A 21,480-nucleotide genomic window follows, 5' to 3' on the forward strand; every position below is an offset into this window, starting at 1 on the left:
TGCATTGATGAGTAAAGTTCAAGAAAAATATCAAATATCTCCTGTCTTTGCTTTCTTCTTAATTCACGGTGCACAGTTTGGAGCTGGTGTTCTTGGCTTCGCTCGAATTACTGCCAAGGCCGCTGGATACGACGGCTGGATAGGCGTTCTAATCACAGGACTCTGTATCCATATTCTTATATGGATGATGTATTTTTCATTAAAAGAAACAAATGGAAATTTAATTGATTTACAAAGGCAAACGTTTGGAAAATGGATAGGGAATGTCTTTAATATCATCTTTGCAGCTTATTTTTTAATCGTCAGTATTTCGGTTATTCGAACGTATGTTGAAATTATTCAAGTATGGATGTTTCCAACTGCTTCCACGTGGATGTTAACACTCTTTTTATGCTTAGTTAGCTACTACATTATTTCTTCTGGTTTTCGTGTCATTACTGGCATTTGTGTTATCTCTGTTGGTGGTACAATTGGGTATTTATTTCTGAGCCTATTTGTTTTGAAATACTCGCATTGGGATAATGTACTCCCTATATTCACACATTCTTTTTCAGATATTTTAAAATCCGCTCAACTGTCAAACTACAGTATGACCGGTTTTGAGGTTTATCTCATGGTTTATCCGTTTGTAAAAAAACCTATGCAGTCTCATAAATACGCTCAATACGGAGCATTATTTTCAAACCTTCTATATATATTTAGTACCCTTTTAGCATTTACATTTTTTAGTGAGAAGCAATTGTTAAAAACAATATGGGCACAGCTTTCTATGACTCAAGTCATTCAATTACCATTTATAGAAAGACTCGAATATATTGCAATCTCAGGCTATGCACTTGTTATTATTACAAGTTTTATCCTTCCCTTGTGGGCAGCAACGAGAGCAACACATGAAATATTCCGTGTAAAACAAAGAGGTGTTTTAATCGCTTTTATCTTTATCACTCTCATTGTTTCACAGCTTTTAACAAACAGACATGATATTAATAATTTTATTAGTAATGCATCAAAAGGTAGTTTTTGGCTCATTTATGTATACATCCCAATCCTATTTATTATTGTGTGGGTGAAAAGAAAATGGAAAAAATCAAAAACACAAGCAAATTAATACTTATTTCTTGTATAACATTCTTCAGTCTAACTGGATGTTTACAAAAAAATATTATCGACGATGTACAGCTGATTCAAGGAACCGTTTTTGATACAGCAAAAGATAATAAAGTAAAAGTAACATTCGTTTGTCCGATTCAGAAAAAAGGAAATAAAGTTCAAGTTTTTGAAGGCACCGCAAATGCGGTAAAACAAGTAAAAGCAGACACATCTTTAGAATCTTCTCAACCATTTGCTAGCGGACAAATGCGTGTTGCTCTATATACTATACGACTTGCAAAAAAAGGAATGTCTACTTCATTCGATACATTACTTCGAGATGTGAACATAGGAAACGCTTTATATGTTGCTTTACTTGAAGGTAATGGTACTGAACTCTTAAAAGGGAAATATTCGACTTCATACAACGTTGCAATTTATATAAAAAAATTGTTAGAGCATAACATGGAAACTGGTCCTTTACCAACGGATAATCTGCATGTAGGAGCATTCCGTTATTATCAAGAAGGGCAAGACTACTATATTCCAATTTTAAAGAAACATGGCGATAAAATAAAAATCACCGGAATTGGTCTTTTTAAAAAGGATAAATATATCGGTAAAATTGCGGAAAAAGATATGTTCATATTTAAAGGACTATTAGAAAAACATAAATTAGATTCACATGAATTTAAAACGGATTCTGCATACGTAATGATTAATAATATCCGTTCTGTTCCAACTTACGATATAAAGATTAAAAATGGAAAGCCTTCTTTCTTCATTCACGTTCATCTTGAGGCACGCATTCAAGAACTATCGAAACAAATTAACTTAGAAAATAACAAGAACTCAAAAAACATTGAAAAAAATGTCCAAAAACAATTAAATATACAAGCCGCTAAATTAATTAAGCAGTTTAAATCTTTAGGCGTCGATCCTCTCGGACTAGGGACTAAATATAAACAACATTATCGCCCATTCCAGTTAGAAGAGTGGAGACAGATGTACAAAGATGTCCCCGTCACTATAAAATACACCGTAAACATTACAAATTCTGGTGTGATTGAATGAGAAATGATTGAACTCCTCTCTCCAGCATGATACAACGGAAAGAGGAGTTTTTATTTTAGATAGAGAGAGAAGATATTTATGGGGGAGCTTATGTCTAAAAAATTAGTAAAGCCTATTTTAAATGGTATTTTATTTCTCGGCGTCTTTTTATTTGCTCATACATACTTAAAAAATGTTTCCTTTACACGTTATTTACTTGTCGTTATACCAATGTTGCTCGTTGGTATGTTTGGCATCGATCTTATTTTATCCATTTTAATAAAAGAAGAAAAATAACGAGCAGGGCCGTCCCAAAAGTATTCCGGGATGGCTTTCTTTTATTAACGGGTTATGTTTTGTCGTTTAGTCGATATACCCCTACCTTAACTAAAAAATGCAACTTTCGAACAGTCCCTTTTCATTTCATAATCACCTTATGTTACAATGAGATTCGGCACAAAGCGAGAAAGGATGAAACAACATGACAAACGAAAAAGGTTTAGATAAAGGGTACGAACTTGTTGCAAAAATGCATGAAGAGTTCGGACACCCTGTGACAAATACCCCAACGAAATTAGCAGAAGAACGTGCAAAAATCCGTGCAAGTTTTATGCAAGAAGAGCTAGAAGAATTTCTAGAAGCAACAACTGTTGAAGATCAATATGATGCACTGATTGACCTTATTTACTTTGCATTCGGAACGTTTGCCGAAATGGGCGTACGTCCAGATAAAGGATTCGAAATTGTAAATAACGCAAACATGGCAAAATTATTCCCTGATGGAAAGCCTCGATTCCGTGAAGGCGACGGAAAAATTCTAAAACCAGAAGGCTGGCAAGCACCAGAACCACAACTTCGTGCTGAAATCGAACGTCAGCGCCAAGAAGCTGAAAAAAACTGCTAGGATTTCCTAGCAGTTTTTTATTATGTCTTTTTTTCTGCAATTCATTAATGACCCACGTGTCCCGCGTGTCCTGCTGCTCCACTAATGCTAGCCGCTCCTGCCGCTGCTCCTGCTGCTCCCGCTCCAATTCCACCTGCCCAAGGAGAAGACTGTTGCTGTTGTTGATATTGCTGATATTGCTGGTGCTGTTGACCTTGATGGCCGTGCTGACCTTGATGACCGTGGTGACCTTGGTGGCCTTGGTGATGATGGTGTCCATGATGGCCATGGTGACCTTGATGGTGGTGATGACCGTGAACAACTTGCGGATACCCACCTACTTCACCTGCTACAACACCTACTCCCGGTACCGGAAATCCTGTCTGCACTCCTCCAACGAAAGAAGGAAATGTAGTTGGTACTCCTACTGGAATTCCTGTCTGTACGCCAGCTACTGATGTTGGAAATCCTCCTGTTACTGTAGGCATTCCAGCGCCTGCTGTCGAAAAGCCCCCCATTGATGTAGGCATTCCAGTTTGCATACCAGCTACCGATGTTGGAAATCCTCCTGCTGCTCCACCCATCCAGCTCGGAATTCCACCGTATCCTTGTTGGCCAGCTCCTCCCATTAACATCATATGTTCATAACTATCCGACCCACCTCCGAAGAAGCCATGCGGTGCATTATTGTCCATCCCTTTCATTCCTTTCACCTCTTCTACTCAATTTAGCCTACCTTTTTTATCATATTTCCTATAGAAAAATAGGTGTTTGTCTGTATTAGAATTCCGCTCCTTTTTCTTCTTTCATGCTAAAATTAATTATCTGAATATTTTTTAGGAGGTATTTCTATTGAAAAGCGTAACAAAGGCTTCTATTGATGATTTAGATTCAATCTTACATATAGATATTGATGTAATCGGAAACGATAGTAGGCGAGATTATATTAAGCACACTATTTATGAAGGCAGATGCGTCATTGTAAAAGAAGATAATTCTATTTCCGTTTTTCTAACATACGATACAAATTTCTTTGATTGTACTTTCCTCTCATTAATCATTGTTTCGCCAGCGAAAAGAAGGCACGGCTATGCAAGCTCGTTACTCTCATATATGTTAAGTCATTCTCCTACTCAAAAAATCTTTTCTTCGACGAACGAATCGAATGAAAGTATGCAAGCCGTTTTTAATACGAATGGATTTGTACGTAGTGGAATAGTTGAAAATTTAGATGAAGGAGATCCTGAAATTATTTTCTACACAAAAAAGCTCAGAGCATAAATGCTCTGAGCTTTTTACTTAAAATAAATTAGTTTGCAACAACGTTAACAAGTTTTCCAGGAACAACAATTACTTTACGAACTGTTTTCCCTTCGATTTGGTCTTGAATTGCTTCAAGTGCAAGTTTTTCCATTTCGTCTTTTGATGCATCTTTACTCATTGTTAGTTTTGCGCGAACTTTACCCATAACTTGAACAACGATTTCAACTTCATCTTCTACAAGTTTAGACTCATCAAATGTTGGCCAGCTTGCATATGTGATTGTTTCATTGTAACCAAGCTTGCTCCATAGTTCTTCCCCGATGTGAGGTGCAACTGGTGCAATCATTTTTACGAAACCTTCTACATATTCTTTCGGAAGTGTTTCAGCTTTGTATGCATCGTTGATGAATACCATCATTTGAGAAATCGCTGTGTTGAAGCGAAGCTCTGCATAGTCTTCTGTTACTTTCTTCACTGTTTGGTGGTAAGCTTTTTCAAGCTCTTTATTTGGCGCATCAGTAATTTTCTCACTTAATTCACCGTTATCTTGAATGAATAGACGCCATACGCGGTCTAGGAAACGACGAGCTCCGTCAAGACCATTTTCAGACCAAGCAATTGAAGCATCTAATGGTCCCATGAACATTTCGTATAGACGAAGTGTATCTGCACCGTGGCTTGCTACGATATCATCAGGGTTTACAACGTTACCTTTTGATTTACTCATTTTCTCGTTGTTTTCACCTAGAATCATACCTTGGTTAAATAATTGTTGGAACGGCTCTTTCGTTGGAACTACACCGATATCGTATAATACTTTATGCCAGAAACGAGCATATAGTAAGTGAAGTACAGCATGCTCTGCACCGCCAATATAAATATCAACTGGAAGCCATTGTTTTACTTTTTCAGGATCTACAAGTGCTTCGCTATTGTTTGGATCGATATAACGTAGGTAATACCAGCAGCTACCAGCCCATTGTGGCATTGTATTCGTTTCACGACGACCTTTTTTACCAGTCTCAGGATCAACAACATTTACCCACTCTTCAATGTTAGCAAGTGGTGATTCACCTGTACCTGAAGGACGGATGTTTTCTGTTTTCGGAAGAACTAATGGTAATTCTTCTTCTTTCACAGCTGTCATTGTGCCATCTTCCCAGTGGATTACTGGAATTGGCTCACCCCAGTAACGTTGACGGCTGAATAACCAGTCACGTAGACGGTACGTTACTTTTTGATTTCCTGCGCTTGTTACTTCAAGCCATTCAATCATTTTTGCGATTGCTTCTTCTTTATTTAAACCATCAAGGAATGCTGAGTTTACGTGTGCACCATCACCTGTGTACACTTCTTTCGTAATGTCTCCGCCTTTTACAACTTCCTTCATTGGAAGATTGAATACTGATGCGAATTCATAGTCACGCTCATCGTGAGCTGGAACTGCCATTACAGCGCCCGTTCCGTAAGTTGCAAGAACGTAATCAGCGATCCAGATTGGTAATTTCTCACCGTTTACTGGATTAACTGCGTAAGCACCAGTGAATACACCAGTTTTTTCTTTTGCAAGTTCTGTACGCTCTAGGTCACTCTTCATTTTTACAGCGTTAATGTAAGCTTCTACTGCTTCTTTTTGTTCCGCTGTTGTAATTTCAGCAACAAGTGCATGTTCCGGAGCAAGTACACAGTATGTTGCACCGAATAATGTATCAGGGCGCGTTGTGAAAACTGTGAATTTCTCATCTGTACCGTCGATGTTGAAGTGTACTTCTGCACCTTCAGAACGACCGATCCAGTTGCGTTGCATATCTTTTAAGCTTTCTGGCCAATCAAGCTCATCTAGATCCTCTAATAGACGATCTCCGTAAGCTGTAATTTTTAACATCCACTGTCTCATCGGACGACGCTCAACTGGATGTCCACCGCGTTCACTCTTACCGTCAATAATTTCTTCGTTCGCAAGTACCGTACCAAGTGCTGGGCACCAGTTTACAGGTACTTCATCAACGTAAGCTAAGCCTTTTTCAAATAGCTTTAGGAAAATCCATTGTGTCCACTTGTAGTAGTTTGGATCTGTTGTATTTACTTCACGGTCCCAATCGTAAGAGAAACCTAATGATTTAATTTGGTTACGGAACGTATTAATATTATGCTCTGTAAATTCTGCTGGGCTGTTTCCAGTATCAAGTGCATATTGCTCTGCTGGAAGACCGAATGCATCCCATCCCATTGGATGAAGAACGTTATATCCTTGCATACGCTTCATACGAGATAAAATATCTGTCGCTGTATAACCTTCTGGATGTCCTACGTGTAGTCCTGCACCTGATGGATATGGGAACATATCTAGCGCATAAAATTTTGGTTTTTCTGTCTCATCTGGCGTACGGAATGTTTTATTCTCTTCCCAATGCCCTTGCCACTTCTTCTCAATATCTTGATGATTAAAGCTCATGAGATACCCTCCTTGAAATTCTATTTATTTTCACCGCCCAAAATACAAAAAACCTCTCATCCCTAGAAAGGGACGAGAGGTTATAGATTCCCGCGGTACCACCCTAAATTAATGTACAAATATACATTCGCTTAGATCCGTAACGTGGATTAACGGCAATTGCTACTATTAGTTTCACAACTGCAACTCAAAGGCGAGTTCATAACGAAACGTGGATTGACTTGCACCGACCGTCAACTCTCTAAACCAGCTTCTATTACTACTACTCCTTCTCACTGTTATTACAAATATGAGTTAATGTGAACTACCCTCCGCCTCGTATCTCTTAAGAGCTTACTTAAAGCGGGGCTTCTCGGTTAATCGTTACTCTTAATAACTAACGAATTCGTCTTTAGACAGCCGAGCTATCTCCCTTGTTCCAAAGGTTGTTTTATTTAAATATATTCTAAAACATGTTACATGTTCCGTCAAACTAAACTGCAATTTTTTCTTCAACTGTTTCTTCTACTTTTACTCGCTTATCATACATGCTCGTTGCTATAATCGCTACTACAAGCATTACCATGATTGCTATAAACAATACTTCCATATTGTATAAATCAACAATCGCTCCGCCAACGACCGGTCCGAACATTTTTCCTACAGTCGCTGCACTATTTACAACACCTTGATAAAACCCTAACTTATCTTTTGGCGCAAGTATATTTGCAATCGTTGGAACTGCTGGCCAAACGAATAACTCACCAATTGTTAATGTTACCATCGCAACGAGGAACATCGTAAATTGCTGCGCTTGACTTAATACAATGAATGACGCCGCAAAAATGATGATTCCAATCATAATTTGTTGTTTTAAAGAACGCTTCATCCAGCGAATTAACATGCTAACTAATGGCTGCGCACAAACAATCATCGCTCCGTTTATCGTCCATAATAAACTGTAGTGACGAAGACTAATATTTAATTCCTGCATATGTGTTGCAATTGCCCCTTGCCACTGTACATATGTAACCCAGCATAAAGCATATGCTACACATACGATAAGAAGTGCTTTGAATCCAGGTGTAAGCGTCCAGCCTTTTTTCGTTTCGACTTCTTTTTGCACTCCTGGCTCTTTTTTATCTTCCATACCACGGAATCCAATAAAAGCAATTAAGAAGAAAACAAAGTATAAAATAAAGTTCGCTAAGAAAATATAATCAAAACGATACGATGCAACTAATCCACCACACGCTGTTCCGATCGCAATACCAACGTTTTGTCCAACATACATCGCATTAAATGCTCGTCTTCCGCCCTCTGGCCAAACCGTACCGACCATCGCATACATCGATGGGAAGACCATTCCAGAACCAAATCCGATTAATGCTAGCCACACAACATATAACGGCCAACCGTGGAAGAACACAAGACCTAAAATTGATACGAGTGTAATGACAATCCCTACTAAAGTTGATTTATAACCGCCCCATTTATCAAATAAAACACCGCCGAGCAAGTTTCCGATTACACCAGTAAGCGAGTTGATCATTAATACCATTCCGGCCACAGATAAAGATTTCCCTAGGTGATCATGCAAATAAATTGTATTAAAAGGCCATAAAAAAGAAGCACCCGTGACATTAATAATCATCCCAGCTACTAATAGCCATACTTTCCTTGGCATAGTCTCCCCTCCTATTCTATTTTTTCGTTCATCTATAACAGTAAAATTGTAGTCGTTTTTAAATAGGAAGGCAACTGATTAATAGTTGATGAAATTCAGATAACGGTTTGTTGGTAAATGAAATTATATTGATTGCCACTTAAAAATATATCAGCGATTATTAAAATATATCGGCTTACCGACAAAAAAGGACATCAGTAACAATATATAAGAAAGGAGAGGCTACATGAAGTTCATACAGTCTCCCCTTATTTATACTATCCAACTTCTTTTTCTCGCTTCGCTCGTTCCTTAGCGCTCCATTTAAATATTTTATCTAGTAGAGAGTATATTCTCCCAGACTCCTTCGTTAATAACGGACCTAACGATGCTAATATTAAAACGTATAGTGCAGAGAACGGTTTAATCGCTGCCATTAAGCCACCCGCAATGCCGATATTCGCTACAATAATGGAGAACTCTCCGCGTGATACGAGAGTTAATCCAATATTCGTAGAAGCTTTATGCGATAACCCAGCTTTACGTCCCGCCATCATTCCAGCCGTAAAATTACCGATGAGTGTAATAAGAACTGCTCCTAACGCCAACCACACTGCTCCTCCAAGTGAAAACGGATCTATACTTAAACCGAAGCTGAAAAAGAATATAGCTCCAAAGAAATCACGAAACGGGACGACGAGATGCTCAATCCGATCACTATGCTCTGTTTCAGAAAAAACGAGCCCTAACAATAATGCTCCAATTGCCTCAGCAACATGAATCGTTTCTGAAAATCCTGCTACAAAGAATAAAATGGCGAATATTACGATAATAAAAATTTCATTTGACGAAATATCTAATACTTTATTTAGAAACGGTGTAGCTTTTCTAGCAATTATAAAGAATAGGAGCATATATCCTACTGCGATTAATACTGATGTAAGAGCACCGACAAATGATGTTGCACCACCGAGCACTAACCCTGAAACGACTGATAAATATACAGCTAAAAAGATATCATCAAACATAATGATTCCTAATATTAATTCAGTCTCTTTATTACCAGATCTTCTTAAATCAACAATTACTTTTGCAACAATTGCACTTGATGAAATTGTAATGATTCCAGCAATAATTAACGTTTCTAACAATGGGAAGCCCATCACATATCCATAAAGCAAACCTAATATAAAATTAAGCGATATATGAACACTACCTCCAAAAGCAATCGACTTTCCTGATTTAATTAATTTTTTTATTGAGAATTCTAAGCCTAAGTAGAATAAGAGGAATATGACGCCAACACGGCCGAGGAAGGAAATAACTTCTCCGCTTTCAATAAACCTTAAATCGATAAGTCCTAAATCTGGGGCATGAGGCCCCACTAACATACCGAGTATAATGAGAAACGGAATAATCGAGAACTTTAACTTCGCAGCGAGGATAGCTGCAAAAGCTACTAATACTAAAGCAGTTCCAACTTCAAAGATTAAAGTATCCATCGATTAGGAATCACCTCCTGCTGAAAGCAATTCATTAATAATTCTTTTCACTTCATGTCTTTCGCCTGACAATACGAGCATGTCGCCAGCTTCAATAATAGAATCTGGACCTGGATTAAAGAATTTCTTCATATTCTTTTTCAAAATAGCAATAATCGTTACGTTATATGTTTTTCTGACATGTAAGCTACCGATTGTTTGTTGTACGACTGGTGCATGATTCTCCACCTTAAACCATTCAATTGATAATCCTTCAAAAGCCATCTCAATTGTGTCTAACGCTTGCGGTCTATATACCATTCCGCCTAATATAGCCGCAATTTGTCTCGCTTCAGAATCACGAAGAGAAATGCTTGAAACACTTTCATCGTGATCCGCATCAAAATGATACATTTCTCTTCGGCCATCATCATGAATCACAATAACCATTTTTTCATTACCTTTTGTTATCACTTCAAATTTACATCCAATGCCCGGCAGTTCACTCTCTCTAATATTCATATTTTCCGCCTCCTAAAGTTTTTAGTTACGGCTTTTACAAATCTACATCAATCTCAGTTTTAAACTTCTCATCTTTTGAGATTCCTAAATACTTGAGTGTCTCTGATGGAGTAGCATGATGAAAATGCTTTTGCAATAACGCAATCGCTATTCCTCTTTTGTACGCATGGAATCCAAATGTTTTTCGCATTGAGTTCGTTCCAATCTTCCCAACAATCCCAACCGCTTCCGCTGCGCTATGAATGACGCGATACGCTTGTTGGCGTGAGATTGAATTTGTCGTTTTATTAGATTGAAATACGTAGTTTTCTCTTTGCGCATCAATAGATTGTACGTACTCTAAAAGGGCTTCTTTTACTTTTGTATTTAAATAAATATCTTGTTTAAACTTTTCATCTTTCACAGGAAGAGAGTAAAACTCTTTAACAGTTCCATCTTCATGTAATACCTCTTCAAATTTCATACTCAGTAGCTCAGTAATTTTTAATCCTGTGTTAATTCCTATAACAAATAAAAGATAATCTCGCTGCGAGTGCTCTTTTAAATACTTTTTCATAGCCTCAATTTGGCTTATATCTTTTAATGCCTCTACAACTTCCATACACGTATTCTCCTCATCTTATGAACGGTAATTTTCTCATCATGTTGTCCATTTTACCTTATCATGCTATGGGATTTCCATGTATTATCCATTATTTTTCAATATATCTTTAGGTTGGAAATTTACAATTGTGCAAATACAGTGGGGTAGGAATAATAGGGGGGTACAAGTTCAGCCTCCTTCTACAGATCGGATTCCTCCTTTCATTTTTCAGCTGCTTCTACTTTTATATTATGTTACTTATTTATATTATATTATATATTTCAGTAACATTAAAGTATTTTTCTGAAAATAATAAAAAACCGAGCAGTTTCGCTCGGTTTTTTATTACTCTTCTTTCGGAAGAACAATTCCTTTATACAATTGAACGGTAATGAAGTAATAAATCGTGTAAATAACTACGAAAATTATGATTGGTACCCAAATACGGAAGTACGGATCGATTAAAATAAATCCGAAAATATTCATACCAACTAATACGTGAGCAATACCTACAATTGCTGGGAATAGGAATACTAAGAATAACTCTTTATAAATCGATTTTGTTAATAATTCACGGCGCACTCCAATTTTACGAAGCATTTGATAACGCGTAATATCTTTTGATGCACCTGAAAGAATTTTAAACATGAGACAACTTGCCATCATTGCTAAGAAAGCAATTCCAAGGAAGAATCCCATAAACACTGTTCCGCTCGCAACGCCATAGAACATGTCGTAAGCTTGATATTTACTATCTAATCTTTCACCTTTTACATTTTTATATTTATCTAGCTGCAACTCGTCAAGTTTTTTCCATTCTTTTTTGTGCGCTTCAAAATCATCTGTTTTTCCAGTAAATACAATTCCTTCTTTACCATTTACAGTATCGTACATTTTTTGATCTACAATTTTAATTGCATGATCTTCATGTACGTAGAATGGCTCGATTGTTCTAAAAGCCTCGTCCCATTGTTGTGGAAGTTCTTTAGCGTTCGCATCTTTTTCATTCATTTCTCTAGCAACTGCACCCACTGGTAGTTCCTCTGAAACTTTTTTCGTTTTCACTAAATCTTTCATCGACTTCATGTTTTCCATATCTTTTACTAAAGGACGATTTTTCTCTAAATCCTCTTTTACATAATAAACGTATTTATCATCGACTTTGTAACGATATTCGCTTTTCTCTTTAAATGTAATATCATCTAAAATTTTCTTTTCTTCAGCAGTTGGATTATGAACTACTGAATCATATATTACGAAACCATCAACCATTTTTATAACGTTATTTTTAAACGCCATACCACCTGAAATGGCACCGGCTCCAAGAGCAACTAACATCGCTACCGTAGCAAGAACCTTTGTTAAACTATTAATACGGAAATTTAATTGTGCAAATGTAAAAGCGTTAAGCCCTTTTTCACTACGCTTTTTATTACCTTTTAACTTTTTAATAATAACCGGAAGAAGTGATCCAAATAGCATGTAAGTACCAACTGTCGTTGTAATTAATGCAATAAGGATTCCCATTTCCCTTAGTTTTTCCATGTAAATCATTGATGCATAGCCAATACCTAATAAAATAACTGCAAGCAATGCGACTAAACCTGTCATTTTTCCTTTTACTGCAACACGTTCTGTTTGTGCGTCTGCATGTACAAGTTGCAGTACAGAAATACGTGATAATTTAATACTGTTCATAATTGCTGATAATACAAATAGTGCAAAGAAGAAGATGCACGTAACAGTCATTGATGGTAAATAAAATGCTTTATAGCCTTTACCAGCAAATTCTAATTGTTTCATTAATAACTGTCCAATACCTTCTGCAAGTCCTACACCAACTATAATACCAATTGCAAGAGACGCAGCGCCTAATACGATTGTTTCGATAAACATAAGTAATGTAACTTTATGCTTTTTTGCTCCTAACATCATATACATACCAAACTCTTTTTGACGAAGAGATAGTAAGAAAGAGTTCGCATACAAAATATAGAAGAACGTTATAATAGCGAGTAAAAATGAACCTGCTTGGAATACAAATCCAATTTGACCAATAGTAGAATTTTCCTTAAGGAAGGCTTCGTTTAACGCTAACGTTTGAAACATATAAAAAATTGAAATGGACATGACAAGACCAACAAGTAAGACGATATAATCTTTCAGCTTACTTTTTAGTCCTGACATGGAAAGTTTAAATAACATGCCCTAGACCTCCTTTCTTACGCTTTTTGTGTGCCTAAGTCTGCAAGCACATCTAAAATTTCTTTATAAAACTCTTCACGTGTACCACCGCGATGAATTTCTTTATATAGCTCACCATCTTGAATGAATAAAATACGCTGACAGTAACTTGCACTAAACGGATCATGTGTAACCATCATAATAGATACGCCTTGATCTTGATTTAAGTTTGTCATCGCATCAAGTAAACTCGTCGCATTTTTAGAATCAAGAGCTCCTGTTGGCTCGTCCCCTAAAATAATTGCCGGCTCATGTACTAAAGCGCGCGCCGCTGCTGAACGTTGCTTTTGTCCACCAGATACTTCAGATGGGTACTTTTGAAGAATTGCTGAAATTCCTAACATATCAGCTACCTTTTCTACTTTCGGCCCAATATTACGAGATGCAACACCTTGAAGTGAAAGTGGCAATGCAATGTTTTCGTAAATAGATAAGTTCTCCAATAAGTTAAAGTCTTGGAAGATGAATCCTAACTTTTGTGAGCGGAAATCAGAAAGCTCACCTTGCTTCATTTTCGTAATATCCGTTCCTGCAATTTCAACAACTCCGCCCGTTGCTTTATCAAGCGTTGAAATTACATTTAGTAATGTTGTTTTACCAGAACCAGATGGTCCCATAATCCCAACAAACTCACCCTCTTGAATTGAGAATGATACACCTTTTAATGCGTGTGATTGATTCTCACCTTTTTTACCGTACACTTTTTGAACGTTCTTCACGTCTACAACTGGTTTCGTCATATATATCCTCCTACGCTTGTTTTTCCATTACCTATTTTGCGCCTTTTGGAGCTGAACTGCTATTTGTTAACATTACAATTACCTTACAGTTTTGTAAGATAAAAAGGATGAGTGTGTAAGGTTCATTCGTAAACGAAATTTTATTGGCGATTCAACAAGTAATATCGACTGACCGAAAAAGATGATAATAAAAAAGGGCTGTTCCGCAAAAGGAACAGCCCACTTCTCTCTTTACCCCGCTTTAATGGGCAGTAAGACCCCAACCTCCAAATTCAGCGAAAGCAAAGAAGTTAGGTGGGGGATCAACTGCCCATAAAAGTCCGATTGGTTCAACTAATAATCAGTGGGGGATAAAGAACCCCCCCCACTGATTAAAGTTTCACTTTATTTCTTTAAAGGTGTTACCGTCCAGTACGTAATAACACGCCAAATCCATTCTAGTGGACCCATTTTAAAGATTTTCATCCAAATCATACTAAATACAATTTGAATTGCATAAATTGCGATACACACATATAGTGTCTGCATGTATGTTAAGTTTCCTGCAAAGTTAAATACACTACCTGCAATTAAAATCATTGCAGTTTGTCCAATATAATTCGTTAAAGCCATACGACCGTAGTATTTCAGTGGTGCTAACAATGTTTGAACTGGTTTTAATTGAAGTAATAAAATTAATGCTCCCACATAGAAAGCTGAAATGACTGGTCCAACTGTAATACCAATTTTTAAAAATTGGCCTGCAGCATCCATTGTTCCGTCCTCATTCATCAGTATCATATTTACAAATGGCTCAGCAGGCACGTGCCCATATTGATACCATACAGCTATGACACTTAAAACAAACATAATACCTGTAAAAATAGCGACTTTCTTTATATTTTGTGTAAGATTTTCAAATACACGATACTGTCCTGCAGCAAGCCCTAATAAAATTAAGCCAAGTGGTAATAGTTCTTTCGCTCCCATTACACTGAAGGTAATCGTTAAAATAAGCCCTAGTACTAGGTTCACTTCTTTTTTCGCCTTATAAAACGGTAAAACAATTAACCCGCAAATTGCGTATAACGCTAGTGCTTCTCCAGGCTGAAACATTTGATGAATCAAACCGAAAATAAATAGTGCAGCTAAGCGGCGTAGAAATAGAACGTATCCATTTTTCCCCTTTGCGATTGCTCTAGAGATAAAGATATAGAATCCCACTCCAAATAAAAATGAGAAGATTGAGAAGAAACGACCTTCTACAAATAAGTATAAAAACCTTTGATAACTAGCATCTACTGTATTAGGATTTGGAATTTTAATGTTAAGTAATGCGAGAATATTTACTAAAATAATCCCCAGTAGTGCGAAGCCACGAATGTAATCTAACTCATCAATTCGTTTGTTTGTAATATTGTTCCCCATAAAGCAGCTCCTTGTCCAAAATTTAATCCTCCCTTACTCTACTGGAAAAGTAAGCTTACAACTATCGGCAAACCTTACAGGAATCTTACATTATTGTCATATAGCAAAATAAAACCAGGTCATATTGCGACCTGGTTTACTCTGATTGCTTTGATCTTTGAGGTTGTCCTTTTTTACTATTACGCTGTTTCACTTGAACAACTGGATCAAGTTCATTTGAAAACTCAGCGTTATGTCCATTTTGTGTTTTTTGCTCTGGATTATTTTGATCTGAACGTTTCGCCATTACATTCACTCCTTATTAGTGCGGTGTAATAATCATTTGATGTTGCAGTTGGCGAATTGCCATGCGTGCCCTATTTAATTGCTCACGTTGCTCATCATTCGCATGTTGCTGCATCGTTTGTAAATCGTTATATGCTTGTTCTAATTGTAACTGCGCATCTGCATACTCCATCGTATTATAATGCTCTTGTCTCATACCAAGATCTAATTGTTCTTTCGCATATTCCACAGCTTGCTCCGCTTGTGTAATATACGATTCAAGTGATTGACGCTCTGCCATAATTGTCCCTCCTTGCTTCAATTCCCCTTTAGTGTGTCCCTTCCATCTCTACCTTATGAGTATGTTATAATGGATTTTGTTTCATTTTGACTCGGCTTAGGAGGGAAAGTAATGAAGGTTCAAAACCCTTTTCCATATTCAAACGACAATAAACGTTATCATACATGGAATTACCATTTACGAAATGAATTTGGTGAAAAAATCTTTAAAGTTTCATTAGACGCTGGCTTCGATTGCCCGAACCGTGACGGTACAGTTGCTTATGGCGGTTGTACATTTTGCAGTGCTGCCGGATCTGGTGACTTCGCTGGTGATCGCCGCGATGATGTTATAACGCAATATCATGAAATGAAAGAAAAAATGCGCTCAAAGTGGAAAGACGGAAAATGTATCGCTTATTTCCAGGCGTACACAAATACACATGCACCACTTGAAGTGTTAAAAGAAAAATTTGAACCGCTTCTAGCAGAAAAAGACGTTGTTGGTCTTTCTATCGCAACTCGTCCAGATTGTTTACCGGACGATGTTGTTGAATATTTAGCGGACTTAAATAAACGCACATACCTTTGGGTTGAACTCGGTTTACAAACCGTTCACGAACGAACTGCAAATCTTATTAATCGCGCCCATGATTATCCGTCTTATGTGGAAGGCGTAAATAAATTACGCAAACACGGCATTAAAGTTTGCTCTCATATTATTAACGGTCTTCCACTTGAAGATTACGACATGATGATGGAAACAGCTCGTGAAGTAGCGAAGCTTGATGTACAAGGAATTAAAATTCATTTACTTCATTTATTAAAAGGAACGCCAATGGTGAAACAATATGAAAAAGGACAACTCGAGTTCCTTTCTCTTCAGGATTACGTAAGTCTCGTTGTTGACCAACTTGAAATGATTCCAGAAGACGTAATTGTGCACCGCATCACAGGTGACGGTCCACCCGATTTAATGATTGGTCCAATGTGGAGCTTAAATAAATGGGAAGTATTAAATTCCATCGATGCAGAATTTGTACGCCGCGGAAGCTGGCAAGGAAAATATGCAAATGAGGAGAAACAACAATGAAATTAGAACGTGTATTACCGTTTGCTCGCTCGCTTCTGCAAACGGCTGTTAAAGAAGGCGATTACGCTGTAGATGCAACGCTCGGCAATGGTCATGACACTTGCCTCCTAGCTGAAATCGTTGGGGATAACGGAAAAGTATTTGGATTTGATATTCAAAAAGAAGCAATTGAAAGCTCTACTATCCGTCTAAAAGAAAAAGAGCTTTTTGAACGTACTGTTTTAGTTCACGATAGTCACGATACGCTTCTATCCGTACTACCAGAAGATGCAAAAGGAAAAGTAACAGGCGCAATCTTCAACTTAGGTTACCTTCCAGGCGGAGACAAGCATATCGTTACAAAACCGAACTCAACAATTTCGGCAATCGAGCAATTATTAGAAGTAATGGCACCTGAAGGTATCATCGTCCTTGTTATTTACCACGGACACCCAGAAGGACAAGTAGAACGCGACGCTGTTCTCAAATTTGCTGAAGAATTAGACCAAAAACAAGCACACGTACTGCGATATGGCTTCATTAACCAACAAAACAACCCGCCATTTATTGTGGCGATTGAGAAGCGATAAAGTGAAACTTTAATCAGTGGGGCATTTATAGGCCATTTATCTCCCACCTAACATCTTTGCTCCAGGCGAATTTTAAGGTGGGAGTTTTTCTGCCCGTTAATGCGGGGTAATATATCGACGATTCGACACACTATATTGACTTATCGACAAAACATAACAAAAAAAGACGTGCACTCATTGCACGTCTTTTTGTTATTCTCCTATATAATGGATATATACACTATTTAAAGAAAGAAGGATAGAACTTTGCTAGTAGAACTAAGGGGAATTCAAAAGAAGTATGGCAAATCACTTATACTAGACAACATTGATTTATCCATTCCAAAAGGAGAAGCACTCGCTATTATCGGCGGGAACGGGACTGGAAAAAGTACTCTACTCAAAATAATTGCAGGCTTTATTTCACCTACGGCAGGGACAATTCAGAGGAAAGAACATATACAAATCGGTTATGTACCTGAACATTTTCCTGAAGGGATTCGTTTTACATTAGAAGATTATCTATATCATCTCGGCCACATTCACGGCCTATCAACAAAATATGTAAAAGATAAAATTCCGCTGCTTCTTCAATCTTTTCACCTACATCATGCAAGGCATTCCGTTGTACGAAACTTTTCAAAAGGCATGAAACAAAAAACAGGCATTATGCAAGCATTACTTACGGACGTACATTTATTAATTTTAGACGAACCTCTTTCCGGGCTCGATCCGAACTCTCAGCAAGAATTAGAACATATTTTACTCTCATTAAAACAACAAGGCATATCTATACTCTTCACATGTCACGAAAAACAGCTACTAGAAAACTTCGCCGATAAAATTGTGACGTTAGCAAATCATACAATTGCAGAAAATATCTCTGCACAAAAAGGAGCAGAACAAGTCTATATTGAGGCAATCGTTCACGAAACATTTTCAGCTATAGAACTACAGAAACAATTAGGATTTATACACGTTGCACACAATTCAAATCAAAATCTGATTCAATTACAAATCAAAAAAGAATATACAAATGACATACTTCAGTTTTTATTACATAAAAAAGCATCTATCACACTGTTACAACCTAACTTTTAAATCGAAAGAAGGTTTATTATGTTCGCGCTTATTCGTTACCATTTTCTCGACTATACAAAATCGTATAAGTACGTCCCTCCTATTGCGATGTACTTTGTGAGCTTACTTTTTGTATATACATATAAACCGACTCCTATTGTACCGACATATTTAGAAACAGCACTCGCACTTTATTTATTATCTGCCTGGATTACGGTCACAATTTTTCATACGGAAGACCCTGTACAAGAACAAATTACTATTTCTCACACAAATAATATTTCTGCACTATATGTTGGTAAATACATTACGGCTCTTCTCATTTGTACTGTGTTATCTTTTATATCCGTACTCTACCCAATTATTTTGCAAATGTTTAATGAAGAAATGACAGTTTCTTTATTTTTAGTCGGATTTCTCGCTCACATGTCTTTCTCTATACTAGGAATTTCAATCGCAACTTTATTTACTAGAAATATGATTCCAAAAGCAAGCACTGCTTGGCTTAGCCTTATATTTATATTGCTTATAACGATCGCATCTATCCGGTTTAAAAAAGAGTTACTATGGTTTTTACCACCTGTCGAAAGCTTTCTAATGCTTGGACAATACAAATATAATATACTGACTCACACTTTATGGCTCACAGCTTGGGCTATCGTATATTCATTTTTATTATTTACCTTATTCCTTTTTATCGTTCGCAAAAAACGTTTTTAATTACATATTAAAGGAGACGAAACAATGATCGGAATACTAGCAGGAATGGGGCCAAAATCAACTGGACCATTCGTCGATACAGTTGTAGCAGAATGCCAAACAATATACGGAGCAAAACATGATATAGACTTTCCTCATATGATGATTTATTCGTGCCCAACACCGTTTTACATGGATCGCCCTATTGATCACGAAGCGATGAAAAAAGCGATTATTGATGGCGCACAAAAACTCGAGAGTACTGGCGTAGAATTTATCGCTATGCCTTGCAATACGGCGCATCTTTATTTTGATGAATTACAGCGTTCTCTTTCTATTCCTATTTTGAATATAGTTGATGAGACGTTAAAAGCGATTCCTGAAACTGCCAAAAGAGTCGCTCTTCTCGCAACGGAAGCAACTGTTCAAGCTGGAATTTACCAAGATGGGATTGTAAAACGTAATATAGAGTACATTCATCATGAAAAATGGCAGGAAATGATTAATCAAATTATTACTTATATTAAAAGTGGAAAAGTTGAAGAAGCTCGCGAATTGTGGAATGCGCTCGTTTTACAATTGAGAGAGGAAGTTGATACCGCAATTATTGCATGTACTGATTTGAATGTGGTGGCGATTGAGGATTTTGTTGATTCTTCTCAATGTCTTGCTGAGGCGGTTGTTGAGATGTATGCAAAAAATATAATGGGGTCCAAATGAATATACCTTACTGGCTATTGTTTTCAGAAAGATTATGTTGCTGCAGTAAGTTCATTAATTCACCTTTAGTTGTAAATCTCCCTTTATAACGTCCTTTGTATACACCGTTTTCAAAAGTAAATTGCGCTTCCAATTCAAAGAAAGAAAAGTGTATATAACTTACTAGCATTCATTCCAATAATCCAATCGCTAATTTGATGTACTTGCACTTCAGCGAACATGCGCTCATAATCTGAACCAGGCTTTAAATTCTGAAAACCTTTTTTAATATCCTCTACTTCTAAACTATTGATCCACAAGCGGTTCTGTTTTTATTTGTACATCCTGCTTGTTGAATGAGTAACCTCGCAATTGCTTCACCCTCTCAAATTTAGTAAACTCCAACATAGCACCATGTTGGAGTTTTACTGCTACCTATTCATAGAACGCAACTTCCTAAGAACAACATACTATAGCATCATCAAATGCATCTTCTGGAACATACACCTTATTGTCCTCTACTTTATATGGAATGTTGTTTCTTTCAAATCTTTTTGTGTCAACAGTTTCTACAGTGTCGCCCCATTTCACATATTTTCCTTTGTATTCTTTTTGACAAGCAGACAATATGAATAAAATAGATAGACAAAAAATCAGTATTAAATTCTTTTTCAAAATCTTTGTCTCCTTTTTTATGCAAATATGTATTTTCAAGGTGTTAATTTAAAGAATATCACTAAGTAAAATATAAAGACAATACTATAGGATACTTACTTCTTCTCACATTCATTCTGTGCATTACTTACCAGTAACACCATTTGTCGCCACTAATTGATTATTAACTATTCGTGCTAAAGAACCTTTACTCACTCTTTCTCTCATGTAACTGCTATATTTTGACGTAGTCCAATAATAATTATTCATTGCTACAGATCTTCCAAACCAATTATTATGAAGATCCATTTCTTTATCAATACCAACAGAATATTGTTCATGAGCATCAGTCCAAGCTTTTGCTCTTTCTTCGCCATATACAGCACCACTAGAACCACCCATGTTCGGAACTAAAATCGCATTCCAATAAGCATGTCTAAACGCATCACCATTTCCTTTAGTAAGTTGATCACCACCATAATATTTCTTTGCTTCATTAAGAGCATCAATTGAACATCCTCCATAAGTTACGAATTCAATAGGATGCCTCTTTGCTAACGAAATTTCCGCTTCTGTTAAATCAGGCATTCCTGGTATATCGTAACCATATAAACTAGGGGATTTTGCTGTGCTATTTTTTATCTTGTCACTAGCAATTTGATTCAATTCAGCATGAGTATATTTCCCATTCTTTATCTCATCTTTTAATTCTTTAAATATCAAATTTAATTGATATGGATCGATTGACCTTACCTCTTCTTCACTTAAATATTCTTCCCCCGTTTCTTTCAATTCATTT

Annotated in this window: 23 protein-coding genes, 1 pseudogene and 1 other annotated feature; of the genes and pseudogenes, 10 read left to right on the plus strand and 14 right to left on the minus strand. The window is 36.9% G+C overall.

Features of this window, described 5'->3' with window-relative positions:
- Window positions 1-7 precede the first annotated feature (7 nt).
- The 4 genes from KI369_RS06740 to KI369_RS06755 all read left to right on the plus strand — a co-directional run bounded on the left by KI369_RS06740 (window position 8) and on the right by KI369_RS06755 (window position 3,046).
- Window positions 8-1,108 carry a spore germination protein gene (locus KI369_RS06740; RefSeq protein WP_212955478.1) on the plus strand — a complete coding sequence of 367 codons (1,101 nt, stop codon included), beginning with the start codon at window positions 8-10 and terminating at the stop codon, window positions 1,106-1,108.
- Window positions 1,078-2,163 carry a Ger(x)C family spore germination protein gene (gene gerHC / locus KI369_RS06745; RefSeq protein WP_212955479.1) on the plus strand — a complete coding sequence of 362 codons (1,086 nt, stop codon included), beginning with the start codon at window positions 1,078-1,080 and terminating at the stop codon, window positions 2,161-2,163. The genes KI369_RS06740 and gerHC overlap by 31 nt, the downstream gene beginning before the upstream one ends.
- A 90-nt stretch (window positions 2,164-2,253) precedes the next feature.
- Entirely contained in the window at window positions 2,254-2,439 is a 186-nt protein-coding gene (locus tag KI369_RS06750) for a hypothetical protein (RefSeq protein ID WP_000038782.1), read from the plus strand.
- 184 nt (window positions 2,440-2,623) lie between these two features.
- Window positions 2,624-3,046: a pyrophosphohydrolase domain-containing protein gene (locus KI369_RS06755; RefSeq protein WP_071724576.1), complete on the plus strand. Its 423-nt coding sequence runs from the start codon at window positions 2,624-2,626 to the stop codon at window positions 3,044-3,046.
- A 44-nt stretch (window positions 3,047-3,090) separates the two neighbouring features.
- Here KI369_RS06755 and KI369_RS06760 read toward each other — a convergent pair whose 3' ends face one another.
- Window positions 3,091-3,729 carry a vrrB protein gene (locus tag KI369_RS06760; RefSeq protein ID WP_212955480.1) on the minus strand — a complete coding sequence of 213 codons (639 nt, stop codon included), beginning with the start codon at window positions 3,727-3,729 and terminating at the stop codon, window positions 3,091-3,093.
- Window positions 3,730-3,877: 148 nt separating this feature from the next.
- On the opposite strand from KI369_RS06760, the gene KI369_RS06765 reads away from it, so the two are divergent.
- The gene (locus KI369_RS06765) at window positions 3,878-4,306 is read left to right on the plus strand and encodes a GNAT family N-acetyltransferase (RefSeq protein ID WP_212955481.1); all 429 of its coding nucleotides are present in this window, start codon (window positions 3,878-3,880) and stop codon (window positions 4,304-4,306) included.
- A 28-nt stretch (window positions 4,307-4,334) separates the two neighbouring features.
- Here KI369_RS06765 and leuS read toward each other — a convergent pair whose 3' ends face one another.
- The 10 genes from leuS to KI369_RS06815 form a co-directional block, all read right to left on the minus strand.
- Window positions 4,335-6,743 (minus strand): leucine--tRNA ligase, encoded by a 2,409-nt coding sequence (leuS, locus tag KI369_RS06770; protein WP_071736618.1) that lies wholly within the window; start codon window positions 6,741-6,743, stop codon window positions 4,335-4,337.
- Between the two features lie 65 nt (window positions 6,744-6,808).
- Window positions 6,809-7,028 (minus strand) — a binding site (T-box leader).
- Between the two features lie 187 nt (window positions 7,029-7,215).
- Complete coding sequence (locus KI369_RS06775) at window positions 7,216-8,409, minus strand: MDR family MFS transporter (protein WP_144612185.1); 1,194 nt, start codon at window positions 8,407-8,409, stop codon at window positions 7,216-7,218.
- A 257-nt stretch (window positions 8,410-8,666) separates the two neighbouring features.
- A complete protein-coding gene (locus KI369_RS06780; RefSeq protein WP_212955482.1) occupies window positions 8,667-9,890 on the minus strand; it encodes a cation:proton antiporter in 1,224 nt (407 codons plus the stop codon).
- A gap of 3 nt (window positions 9,891-9,893) precedes the next feature.
- Window positions 9,894-10,391, minus strand: coding sequence for a cation:proton antiporter regulatory subunit (locus KI369_RS06785; protein ID WP_212955483.1), 498 nt, complete (start codon window positions 10,389-10,391; stop codon window positions 9,894-9,896).
- Between the two features lie 34 nt (window positions 10,392-10,425).
- Window positions 10,426-10,992 (minus strand): tyrosine-type recombinase/integrase, encoded by a 567-nt coding sequence (locus KI369_RS06790; RefSeq protein ID WP_212955484.1) that lies wholly within the window; start codon window positions 10,990-10,992, stop codon window positions 10,426-10,428.
- Between the two features lie 327 nt (window positions 10,993-11,319).
- Window positions 11,320-13,179, minus strand: coding sequence for an FtsX-like permease family protein (locus tag KI369_RS06795; protein ID WP_212955485.1), 1,860 nt, complete (start codon window positions 13,177-13,179; stop codon window positions 11,320-11,322).
- A gap of 17 nt (window positions 13,180-13,196) precedes the next feature.
- On the minus strand, window positions 13,197-13,958 hold the full coding sequence (locus KI369_RS06800) for an ABC transporter ATP-binding protein (RefSeq protein WP_212955486.1): 762 nt from the start codon (window positions 13,956-13,958) through the stop codon (window positions 13,197-13,199).
- Window positions 13,959-14,342: 384 nt separating this feature from the next.
- Window positions 14,343-15,365, minus strand: coding sequence for a DUF418 domain-containing protein (locus KI369_RS06805; protein ID WP_212955487.1), 1,023 nt, complete (start codon window positions 15,363-15,365; stop codon window positions 14,343-14,345).
- Between the two features lie 136 nt (window positions 15,366-15,501).
- The gene (locus tag KI369_RS06810; protein ID WP_001129345.1) at window positions 15,502-15,651 is read right to left on the minus strand and encodes a hypothetical protein; all 150 of its coding nucleotides are present in this window, start codon (window positions 15,649-15,651) and stop codon (window positions 15,502-15,504) included.
- A 15-nt stretch (window positions 15,652-15,666) separates the two neighbouring features.
- Window positions 15,667-15,930 carry a YtzC family protein gene (locus tag KI369_RS06815; protein ID WP_088316425.1) on the minus strand — a complete coding sequence of 88 codons (264 nt, stop codon included), beginning with the start codon at window positions 15,928-15,930 and terminating at the stop codon, window positions 15,667-15,669.
- 111 nt (window positions 15,931-16,041) lie between these two features.
- Here KI369_RS06815 and mnmL point away from each other — a divergent pair, with 111 nt between their 5' ends.
- The 5 genes from mnmL (at window position 16,042) to KI369_RS06840 (ending at window position 20,048) form a co-directional block, all read left to right on the plus strand.
- Entirely contained in the window at window positions 16,042-17,001 is a 960-nt protein-coding gene (gene mnmL, locus KI369_RS06820) for a tRNA modification radical SAM protein MnmL/YtqA (protein ID WP_212955488.1), read from the plus strand.
- Window positions 16,998-17,570 (plus strand): tRNA 5-(aminomethyl)-2-thiouridylate-methyltransferase MnmM, encoded by a 573-nt coding sequence (gene mnmM / locus KI369_RS06825; protein WP_212955489.1) that lies wholly within the window; start codon window positions 16,998-17,000, stop codon window positions 17,568-17,570. Before mnmL ends, mnmM begins: the two co-directional genes overlap by 4 nt.
- Before the next feature lie 246 nt (window positions 17,571-17,816).
- Window positions 17,817-18,650 carry an ABC transporter ATP-binding protein gene (locus KI369_RS06830; RefSeq protein WP_212955490.1) on the plus strand — a complete coding sequence of 278 codons (834 nt, stop codon included), beginning with the start codon at window positions 17,817-17,819 and terminating at the stop codon, window positions 18,648-18,650.
- An 18-nt stretch (window positions 18,651-18,668) separates the two neighbouring features.
- A complete protein-coding gene (locus KI369_RS06835; RefSeq protein ID WP_212955491.1) occupies window positions 18,669-19,349 on the plus strand; it encodes an ABC transporter permease in 681 nt (226 codons plus the stop codon).
- A 24-nt stretch (window positions 19,350-19,373) separates the two neighbouring features.
- Entirely contained in the window at window positions 19,374-20,048 is a 675-nt protein-coding gene (locus tag KI369_RS06840; RefSeq protein WP_212955492.1) for an aspartate/glutamate racemase family protein, read from the plus strand.
- Window positions 20,049-20,058: 10 nt separating this feature from the next.
- Here the strand turns inward: KI369_RS06840 and KI369_RS29445 are convergent.
- The 3 genes and pseudogenes from KI369_RS29445 to KI369_RS29450 all read right to left on the minus strand — a co-directional run.
- Window positions 20,059-20,400 (minus strand): annotated as a pseudogene (locus KI369_RS29445) (DNA topoisomerase III); the annotation flags it as partial.
- Window positions 20,401-20,483: 83 nt separating this feature from the next.
- On the minus strand, window positions 20,484-20,702 hold the full coding sequence (locus KI369_RS06850; RefSeq protein WP_212955494.1) for a hypothetical protein: 219 nt from the start codon (window positions 20,700-20,702) through the stop codon (window positions 20,484-20,486).
- Between the two features lie 123 nt (window positions 20,703-20,825).
- A partial coding sequence (locus KI369_RS29450; protein WP_238484904.1) for a DUF6973 domain-containing protein occupies window positions 20,826-21,480 on the minus strand: 655 nt, incomplete at its 5' end.

The organism is Bacillus sanguinis, from assembly GCF_018332475.1.
Lineage (GTDB): Bacteria > Bacillota > Bacilli > Bacillales > Bacillaceae_G > Bacillus_A > Bacillus_A sanguinis.

Bases quoted from the DNA above. Each gene is read 5' to 3' on its own strand.
- KI369_RS06740 (WP_212955478.1), top strand. From the start codon at position 8: ATGAGTAAAGTTCAAGAAAAATATCAAATATCTCCTGTCTTTGCTTTC.
- gerHC (WP_212955479.1), top strand. From the start codon at position 1,078: ATGGAAAAAATCAAAAACACAAGCAAATTAATACTTATTTCTTGTATA.
- KI369_RS06750 (WP_000038782.1), top strand. From the start codon at position 2,254: ATGTCTAAAAAATTAGTAAAGCCTATTTTAAATGGTATTTTATTTCTC.
- KI369_RS06755 (WP_071724576.1), top strand. From the start codon at position 2,624: ATGACAAACGAAAAAGGTTTAGATAAAGGGTACGAACTTGTTGCAAAA.
- KI369_RS06760 (WP_212955480.1), bottom strand. From the start codon at position 3,729: ATGAAAGGGATGGACAATAATGCACCGCATGGCTTCTTCGGAGGTGGG.
- leuS (WP_071736618.1), bottom strand. From the start codon at position 6,743: ATGAGCTTTAATCATCAAGATATTGAGAAGAAGTGGCAAGGGCATTGG.
- KI369_RS06775 (WP_144612185.1), bottom strand. From the start codon at position 8,409: ATGCCAAGGAAAGTATGGCTATTAGTAGCTGGGATGATTATTAATGTC.
- KI369_RS06780 (WP_212955482.1), bottom strand. From the start codon at position 9,890: ATGGATACTTTAATCTTTGAAGTTGGAACTGCTTTAGTATTAGTAGCT.
- KI369_RS06785 (WP_212955483.1), bottom strand. From the start codon at position 10,391: ATGAATATTAGAGAGAGTGAACTGCCGGGCATTGGATGTAAATTTGAA.
- KI369_RS06790 (WP_212955484.1), bottom strand. From the start codon at position 10,992: ATGGAAGTTGTAGAGGCATTAAAAGATATAAGCCAAATTGAGGCTATG.
- KI369_RS06795 (WP_212955485.1), bottom strand. From the start codon at position 13,179: ATGTTATTTAAACTTTCCATGTCAGGACTAAAAAGTAAGCTGAAAGAT.
- KI369_RS06800 (WP_212955486.1), bottom strand. From the start codon at position 13,958: ATGACGAAACCAGTTGTAGACGTGAAGAACGTTCAAAAAGTGTACGGT.
- KI369_RS06805 (WP_212955487.1), bottom strand. From the start codon at position 15,365: ATGGGGAACAATATTACAAACAAACGAATTGATGAGTTAGATTACATT.
- KI369_RS06810 (WP_001129345.1), bottom strand. From the start codon at position 15,651: ATGGCGAAACGTTCAGATCAAAATAATCCAGAGCAAAAAACACAAAAT.
- KI369_RS06815 (WP_088316425.1), bottom strand. From the start codon at position 15,930: ATGGCAGAGCGTCAATCACTTGAATCGTATATTACACAAGCGGAGCAA.
- mnmL (WP_212955488.1), top strand. From the start codon at position 16,042: ATGAAGGTTCAAAACCCTTTTCCATATTCAAACGACAATAAACGTTAT.
- mnmM (WP_212955489.1), top strand. From the start codon at position 16,998: ATGAAATTAGAACGTGTATTACCGTTTGCTCGCTCGCTTCTGCAAACG.
- KI369_RS06835 (WP_212955491.1), top strand. From the start codon at position 18,669: ATGTTCGCGCTTATTCGTTACCATTTTCTCGACTATACAAAATCGTAT.
- KI369_RS06840 (WP_212955492.1), top strand. From the start codon at position 19,374: ATGATCGGAATACTAGCAGGAATGGGGCCAAAATCAACTGGACCATTC.